Source organism: Cobetia sp. 14N.309.X.WAT.E.A4, from assembly GCF_030397495.1.
GTDB classification, from domain to species: domain Bacteria; phylum Pseudomonadota; class Gammaproteobacteria; order Pseudomonadales; family Halomonadaceae; genus Cobetia; species Cobetia marina.
The window spans coordinates 23,709-32,498 of sequence record NZ_JAPNXT010000018.1 but is presented as its reverse complement, the minus strand read 5'-3'; the positions used below and the strand labels follow the sequence as shown (position 1 = coordinate 32,498).

Genomic DNA, 8,790 nt, shown 5'->3' with positions numbered 1-8,790 from the left:
ACCGCGGCAACAAGTACAACGAGCTGGTCTTCGATGATGCGACGGATCAGGAGCGTGTGCGCCTCAACTCGGAGCACGAGAAATCCCAGCTCAATCTCGGCTATCTGATCCACCAGCAGGGCAACACACGCGGCAGCTTCCGCGGTACCGGCTTCGAGCTGCGCTCGGACGCCTATGGCGCGATTCGTGCCAACAGCGGCCTGATGCTCAGTAGCTGGGGCCAGATCGCCGCCAGTGGCGAACAGCTGGATCTCTCTCCTGCGCAACAGCAGCTCGCCAGCGCCTATCAGCTGGCCAATACGCTCAGCGACAGTGCCACCAGCCACAACGCCGAGGCGCTCGCGGCGCGCACGCAGATCAAGCAGGCCAGCGACGATACCCAAGGCACCTATGGCGCCGATGACAGCGGTAGCCGCTTTGACGGTAGTTCAGCCCAGAGCGCTACCAATGGCGGGCGGGGGCAGGCGGCGCGCCTGAATGCGCCCTGGCTGCATCTCACATCGCCCGCCGGCATCGCCACCAGTACGCCGGAATCGACGCACCTGGCACAGGGCCGCTCGCTCAGCGTCACCAGTGGCGAAGACATCAACCTGGCCACCGGACGCAGTCTGGTAGGCGCCGTGGTCGAGAAGTTCTCGCTGTTCGTGCAGCGCTCCGGCATCAAGCTGTTTGCCGGCAAGGGCAAGGTCGAAGTTCAAGCGCAAAGCGATGCGATGGACCTGACGGCGGAAAAGGACGTCACCATCACCTCCACCGAGAACGACATCGATATCAATGCCGCCAAGGAGATTCTGCTCACCTGTGGTGGTGCCTATGTCCGCCTCAAGGACGGCAATATCGAACTGCACGCGCCGGGCAAGATAGATGTCAAAGGTGCGCAGCACAGCTTCGGTGGGCCGACGAGTCTGAATGCCGCGATGACGGAATTGCCGGAGTACTCGGATATCCTTTGTGAGCGTAGTAGCGAGAAAGCAGCTGCAGCAGGTGATGGCATTGTTGAAGGATAAACAACACGAAAAGCATCTAGCTCTCGAAAGTATGATCGAGTGGTTGGATAGCCAAGAGACAGGCCAGCTTTACCGTATGGTAGACCCTTCTGATTCGCCTGAAAGGGCGTTGGCAAAAAATAAGCTAAAGCAGTGTGGCATATTGAAACATTCGTTCTTCAGCCATCCGCTCGAGAGGCAATTTTTTTTACAGCCAGTCAAATCGGATGCTCACTCAGTTCGTCAGATGGTGATAGACGAACGACAGTTGATTCCGGAAAGACGTACGGAACCATTTCCATTTTGTGGTTGGATTTATAGCCACTATCCTCTTGAGAGCTTGGTCGGGCATCTTAATGAGCAGCGTATTATCAAACGGAAGCATGGAAAACCAAGTTTGTTCCGTTACCAAGACTCGCGTGTATTGGAGAGGCTGGTTGATATTTTATCCAAGGCTCAGTTGACTAATTTATTAGGTCCAGTAGAGGCATGGTGGTACTTTGATAGCAACAAAAAACTATCTATGCTCAGTAACTGCAGGCCTAAAGAAAAAAGTACTAGAACCCTCCTATCGGTATCCCAATGGGATGCATTGAAGCGTCTAGGCATGGTAAATGGTTTCATTGAGGTATGGCAGAATTTGACGTTTCAGAATAAGCGTGAGATTTCACCAGCTGAAGTCGACTCAATTATTATGGTGGCATATGAAAAAGGTATTGTTGTCGAGGAAGATGTTAAGCTATTTGTCCTGCATGGAATTTTAATACCCAGGTTCTACCAACATCCATACATAATACAGAAGCTTGATAGTATTGAACGTGGTGAGAGCTATAGCTCCATATCATCAACTATTAATGATCATCTTTGGACAAAAATACAGCGAGAAATGGAGATCTCACTCTAATGGGTGTTGTTGGCAATAATTCAATCAATCAGATATCGCAACAGGCTCAGCAATCTACACTCAGTGTTGCGGAAGGGGCCGATAGTAAAAAATGTCCTCTGTGCGAAAGGGTTGGCATTCCCATCCTTCCAGTCCGATATGCTGTTTGCCGTCGCACACAGCGTAATTCTGCAGTTAATGAGTTACCTGAAGCCCGAATTGCTGATTTCACGACTGTGTCATTAGATCAGGAATGGACCGAGGATGGTAAGACCTCGAGAGTAGAAAAATGTCAAAGCAATGACATTTTAGAGGATATTGAAGAGGTATCTCAAGGAAAAGTGTCGAAGTATATACTTCGTCAGCTTAGATCTGGTTATCTATATATATACGATCAAGCAAATGAGCCCAATTCCTGGTACTGCTTTGTGGTTACAACTGATGGTAAGTTTTACCAATACTCGGTAGCTGATAATCCTCCTAATCCGGAACAAGCAGAATTTGATTGTGGTCTGAAACCCGAGAAAGAGAAAAGAGAAAAATCGTTAAGTGCATCGGTGGTAACAATACCGACAATCAAAAAAGACTCCGTACTGTACTATGCTTACAGCGAACATCCTTGGTCACGTAATCATTTGAAAATGATTCAAGGGGATGCTTCTTGGCGGAAGAAAAATATGCAGAAAATAGATATGCAGGAGCTGTTGGCATCTAGTAGTGCCAAACACTGTCCGCATGTCTTCGATATGTCCGAATTAAATTATGTCGCTGAATTCTGCAATTTATCGACAGAAAATGACGACTTCTTCTGGCCTAATGGTTTTGTCAATAGCCCTTATACGCCAGATCAACTCATTGAAAGTATGAAGGATCGATTGCATGTAGCACCAAGTTGGCTAAAAGATAAGCCAATAATCATGGCTGTTAAAGATGAAGTGGGCATTATTGATGAGCTTAATGCTTATCGTCTGGAAACAGTTGAACGTATGAGGAAATACCTGGCTGATAACAATAATGAAAATCAACGAAAATTGGTTTTCATGAATGCAATTGATGCTTTTAGCAGGAATTTTGAGATAAAAAGAAAGGCAGCTGTTAACGAAAAATGGGATCAAAAAGAAACTTGGGAGGTTAAGCATAAAGCATCACTACAGCGTCAGATTGACCACGCTGATATATCATCAAAGTCAGAATTTAATACACATTTAGAGAGAAAGGAGTATCTGAAAAGAAAAGAGAAATTGCAAAATGATATTAATAAAATAAATGCCGGCTTGAAAGAAGGCCGCGCTGAAGATTTGAAAGAAGTGGATGAGTTGACTGAACAGCATAGGCAGCAGATGGCTGGCTACTATGATTCAAGCAAGCTTTTAGCACAATATGATGAACAAGATGATAAACTAAAAGCCTTCAGAATGGATTACCAAAAGCAGGGTGAAAAAATTGAACGGCTGTCGCAAGTCTACGATTCAGACTATGCATGTTGGATCGATGAGCATTTAAGAGATCTTTTAGCGCGTTATAGCGTGGTAGAATTTACCTCAGGAATAGCACTGAGTGGTATTATTACAGGTCTATTTTCAGGGGGCGTTCTGTCTACAGGATCTGCTGCTTTATGGAAAGGATTTGCAGAAAATATCAAGAGTAGAGGCTCCGTTATAGTGACGTCTTTATTTTTCAATGATGCCGATCTTGTTGATGCTGCAGTAAAGACTATATCCTCTTGTGATAAAGAGGCTGGTCTAAGTGTTGATGAAGTGGATACATGGGCAAAATTGTACAGGTCCAAGAAGGAACAATACAATAGTCAAGAGCTAAGCGTCCTAGATAGTAATATTCAGTTAATATTAACTACGTTAATAGGGACTGTTGGCAATGCTGTATCTGGATTGGCGTTACAAAAAGATCAGGCTTCAATTGATGCTGTCAAAGTATTTAGATTGTACTGCCAGTGCTTGTATTTATCACAGGTTAATGTTGGTGATGAACGTGCATGTTCATTAAAGTTCAAAAAAATGACTTTAACTATTAGCCAATATCGTGATTGGTTAGTTAGTACTGGGCATGGATTAAGAAGCGATAAAATAAAAGCGCAAGCTGATAAAGAGATGCCATATCCTGATGGCGCAGGTGGAAACATTGCTATTAATAGCGCTATTCCTGGCGATAAAAATATTGATGTAGTTTTTCCTGTAATCGACTATGATAATTCCGGCATAGACATATTTGACACAAGTGATTCTGAAGATAGAAATGATACTGCAAATGACGGTGCAATTAAACAAGGTGCTGATTTTATTGCAACCGATAGTATTTCAAGTCTTTTGAATTTTAGTGGCGAGATGCCAATTGGTAAATCCATCGCTGCGTCGATAGTAATTTCTCAATCTATCAGTACATTATACGATCAGCTGTTAGATAAAGATGCTGATGCAGAGGTTGGAGAGATTATCTCTGCTCTATGTGATATGGTGATGTCATCAAATGATATTTACAATAATGTTTTAGATATTCGAGCAGGCGCGGTAAGTACTGCTAATTTGAGTAGTGTTATTGGTGGCCTAAGAAGTAATTTTTTCAAATTAACACCTGCAGGTGTTTCATTGTGGGGTGGGCTTCTTGGAGTGGTTAGTAATACGATTTCTATTATTGATGGCTTTCGTAAAATCTCACAAGCAAGTCATGATGAGATGCTGGGCCTATCAAGTGAAATGACCGCAAATAGAAATATACTTGGTAATCTTAGCATTACTAGTGGTGTTCTTGGATTGATTGGCTTGGTAGCTGCTGGACCTGCTCTTGTAGCTGCAGGAGCTTTTTTAGGCATTATATCTTTAGTGCTGGGTTATAAATATGTTGATCTGGTGGCAAAATCTGTCTGGATGTGGATAAACTTGAGTTATATGGGTAACCATAAGGGGCAAATAGAAGCCTTTTCTACCTCGGATAATGAAGTTGCATCTCTTCAATCCGTCTTCAAAGGCTTGACTGTTGATATTGCTTGGGAGAATGTCTATAGATATGACGATGCCTTTGGTAGAGAGCACGCTGCACAGGTAGGAGTCGGTCCAAGATATATTTATCAGTCAGGAAATGCAAAAAAAATATTTTTGTCGATTTTAATACCTACTATTGATACTGGTGAGTTATCTATTACACTGCTTACGTCTCAAGGAGATAATGAATCTAGCAAAAGACACTTTAGTTATAACTACATAAAGTCTGCTATTGACTCTTCTTTTGAACCTTTGGCTTATGATTTTAGCCAAGGAGGAAGTGATGCTCCAGAATTAATAATTGACGAGAGTGGGTATCTCTTCTCTAATAGTTCGTTAATAGATAATGAACATGCAGGTACAAAAATAGCCCTTGTTGTTTCATTGAGAGATGATATTACTTCAAAAACATATAATTCAACTTATTTGGTGGAGGTTGTATAGTGAAACTATTCATTTCTATTATGCTTTTGACGCTACTGTTAGGATGTTCAAACGATACCGAAAATAAAAGTTCAACAGCCGAAAAAATGATCCATGAGCCTTTTGTGGTTCAAATTGATAATACGGGTCCTTCTTTTTTTAAAAATGATAAATTGAGAGATATTGAATACGTAAGAAAGGAATACCTTAACGGAAATATGGTTAAGGGTTATTTTTATGCGTTACTTTTGCTTCAAAGCAAAAATGACATAGATGAGAAAAAAAAGGGCCTAAAAGTACTTAGAGACGTGTGGGAAAATGGGTTGGTAGATGCGGGGTTTAATTTATTTAACATATACTATCAAGGTGAGTTAGTGGATGAGAACAAGCAAAAAGCTTTATCTTACCTGATTAAGTCAGCTGAGTTAGGGTATTTTGCATCTCAAAGGAAATTAGGCTTGTTATATTCGGGAGATGATACGTATATAGATGATCTATTGACTAAAGATTCAGAAAAAGCTTTTGCATGGTTCGTTAGAGCTGCAAAAAATAATGATAAGTTATCAGCGGTCAATGTTGCTTATATGTTATATAACGGAGTGGGTGTAAAGAAGAGTGATAAAAAAGCCTTTGAATGGCTCCTTAAGGCTACTAAGATGCCAGCAGGTAGTAATACTAGTGTCTATATGGCCATAGGTAGATATTATGAAAAAGGAATCGGTACTAATATTAATCTAGTGCAAGCATATAAGTATTATGACCAACTGCAGCCTGCTAAAGATAAAGATAAAATTAGAATCATGAAAAGCATGACTAATGAAGAAATAGCTAAAGCAAAGCGACTATCTTTAGAGCTGCAGGAAGAAACTAATACTTACGTTATGCCTAGGTAGTAAATTATTGTTTTAAAGTAAGGAGGGCATATCGAATGTGCCCTTCTACTGAGTTACTTGTGATGAATTGAAATTTAATTACTAATACTCTTCAATACTTGAAAGGGTTAGTTTTTGGAACCTAGGTGTAATGTTTTAGCTAACTTGTAGAGTATTGAGCTTATTTTATGCTCAGAACTCAATATTACGGATTATTCTACTATCAGGTTTATTGATAATTTAATTTTAAGTACCAATATATTTTATAGGAGTGACAGTTTTATAAGGCTAGTGATTTGATTGTCAAACATATTGTCTTTTCTATTTGTATTATTTTGTTTAGCGTGAATCCCGCTAGCGCAAAGGTTTACTATCAGACTAATAATGTGAAAGCTTTTAGTGAAGAGTATGCATCCTATAACTATAGCGACCTGATTGAAAAAGGGGAGGCAAGGACAGCTAGAGAAGAATATTTCTTATCTTATGCATATCTTAGAAATAAAAATAATGTCTTTGATGATATAGATTATTGCAAGGCGATGGATGGGTTTAAAATTGCTTCAAAAAATGATGTTGCAGATGCCTCTTATGTTGTGGCTATTATGTACTACAATGGATTGTGTGTTGATCGGAATTTAGAGAAAGCTAGAAAGTTTCTAATACTATCAGGAAGTCGTGGTTATGTGCAGGCTCAAGCATTACTAGGTCGAGCATATTGGGGAGAGAATGCCAGAGACCTTTTTGCGAAGGATGCTGTAAAAGCCAGGCATTGGCTGGAGAAAGCCGCTAATAATGGTGACGCTCCTTCTGCTATAGGACTTTCCTATTTGTATGAGCATGGCTTAGGCGGAGATGAATATCCAGAGTTAGCTTTCAAATGGAGACGAAAGGCAAGTAGTCTTCCATATGGTGAATTTGCAATGGCATACTTTCAGCCTTTGGCTCGTTATTATGAAAATGGTTACGGTACTGAAGCCGACTTGGTACAAGCCTATAAGTATTATGATTTAAGCGGTAGTGTCGGTGGCGCAGGACGTTTACGAGTCTCTAAAAAAATGACTAATGAGCAGATAGTTGAAGCCAGGCAACAATCTAAACACTGGCAAGAAGAAAATCGTCGCTTCAATCCCGGCTACAACGGGCTTGAGCATCAATCCGACGGTAGCTACCGCTAGTAGACTCTCTTGACTCCAGTGTTGTGCAGACAGCCCGAGCCCTTCCAGGGCTCCGGCTTTTTCGTGCTTGGGGATTTCAATGCCGGCTGATGATGGTGAGTCTGTTTCGGCGATAGACAGGGGGAGCCATGAGTCTGTAGCAGGGCAAGGCGATCGAGATAGCCTGTGACTTGCTAGCGCATGGGTGAGAGAGGCTGGTTGCGGTTCTGCTGGCGCTGGTCGCCATGAGTGAGCGTGAAGAGGCTGCATGGGTGCGCAATGGTCGCCTGCATGACTGAGAGGTCAGGAAGTGCGGCATGCGAAAAAGGAGACATCGCTGGTCAATAATGAGGGTTTTCATCAACGTGATGACTCTTTCATTTCACTCAGTGAAGGGGTCGTTTATAATATTAGTTTAAACTGATTGAAAGTGTCAGAAGACATGTCGTCGCGTAATGGGCAACTGTCTTGTCATATTTGTGTTACCCAATCTCGGTATTTTTGTAACACTTTTGTTCTAATATGGTATATGGCAGCATGTCATTGTTCTGATGGTGTTTTCCCCACCTGCGTGCCAGGTGGTGGCGAGTCGGGAGTGGCGGGGCAGTATTGAGTCCTTACTATCGCTCCAGGGTAGGTACGGCAGGCCTCACCGTCATATGATTGCGACACCATGGAAGATGGCGCCGTTCGCTCTGTGGCGTGGCAAACATGGCGTTAATCGTTATTTAAACGATACTTGTGTTGCTTTTCTTGCTGGAATCTCTACCTGCAATATGTTTCCATATTCGCGTCTGCGCTAGAACAAATATACAGATTTACCTTCTATGTATCGTCAACGCTTTTCCCTCTGTATGCCCGCCGCAAGATGTCACCTATTTACGATATCGAGCACGTCAATCAGAGGGTGGCGGTGGCAAGACGTTGTCTTGATTTATCTGATAGGGAAGCAGATTGATGTCAAGAAATGGCGGCATGTCCTTACCAGGCGGTGAAACCTTGAAGACTTCTTTTATTGCCATTGTCGGGTCATTGGTGGTGGGGCTCCTGCTGTTGAGCGGTTGCAGCTCTGCGCCGGACACAGGCCCTGCCGACTACACGCCGCCGCCGATCGAGCGTTTCGTCGGCACGCTTCCCTGCCAGGATTGTCGCCTCATCCGCGCGGACCTGACCCTGCATCGCGATTCCGAGAGTGGCAAGCCCACGGCGTTCTTCCTGCAGGAAGCTCACGTCGATGCCATCGGGGGCGATTTCGTGACTACGCAGTGGGGCGACTTCGAGGCCGAGACCTCTGACAGCACTACCTATCTGCGCCTGGAGCGGGATGCGCCGCTGATGCTCAAGATGGAAGAGGGCGGCGACACCCTGGAGTTGATGGGGCAGCAGGACACTGACAGCGATTACGAGTTCACCCGTGCCGAGCCGCTTGGCTGAGGTTCACCACGCGTTGCGCAGGATCTGCGCACGGAGAGTATC

Annotated in this window: 6 protein-coding genes; all 6 read left to right on the top strand. The window is 43.5% G+C overall.

What is annotated here, in order from left to right:
* The coding region (locus tag OW493_RS16840; RefSeq protein ID WP_289864965.1) for a type VI secretion system Vgr family protein at window positions 1–1,007 on the top strand (1,007 nt) is incomplete at its 5' end.
* On the top strand, window positions 988–1,890 hold the full coding sequence (locus OW493_RS16835) for a DUF4123 domain-containing protein (RefSeq protein ID WP_289864964.1): 903 nt from the start codon (window positions 988–990) through the stop codon (window positions 1,888–1,890). The genes OW493_RS16840 and OW493_RS16835, both read left to right, overlap by 20 nt.
* Entirely contained in the window at window positions 1,851–5,309 is a 3,459-nt protein-coding gene (locus tag OW493_RS16830) for a T6SS effector BTH_I2691 family protein (protein ID WP_289864963.1), read from the top strand. Before OW493_RS16835 ends, OW493_RS16830 begins: the two co-directional genes overlap by 40 nt.
* Window positions 5,309–6,181, top strand: a complete 873-nt coding sequence (locus OW493_RS16825) for a tetratricopeptide repeat protein (protein WP_289864962.1) — start codon at window positions 5,309–5,311, stop codon at window positions 6,179–6,181. The genes OW493_RS16830 and OW493_RS16825 overlap by 1 nt, the downstream gene beginning before the upstream one ends.
* 275 nt (window positions 6,182–6,456) lie before the next feature.
* A complete protein-coding gene (locus tag OW493_RS16820) occupies window positions 6,457–7,335 on the top strand; it encodes a tetratricopeptide repeat protein (protein ID WP_289864961.1) in 879 nt (292 codons plus the stop codon).
* Between the two features lie 978 nt (window positions 7,336–8,313).
* Window positions 8,314–8,748, top strand: coding sequence for a copper resistance protein NlpE N-terminal domain-containing protein (locus tag OW493_RS16815; RefSeq protein ID WP_289864960.1), 435 nt, complete (start codon window positions 8,314–8,316; stop codon window positions 8,746–8,748).
* The last annotated feature ends 42 nt before the right edge of the window (window positions 8,749–8,790 follow it).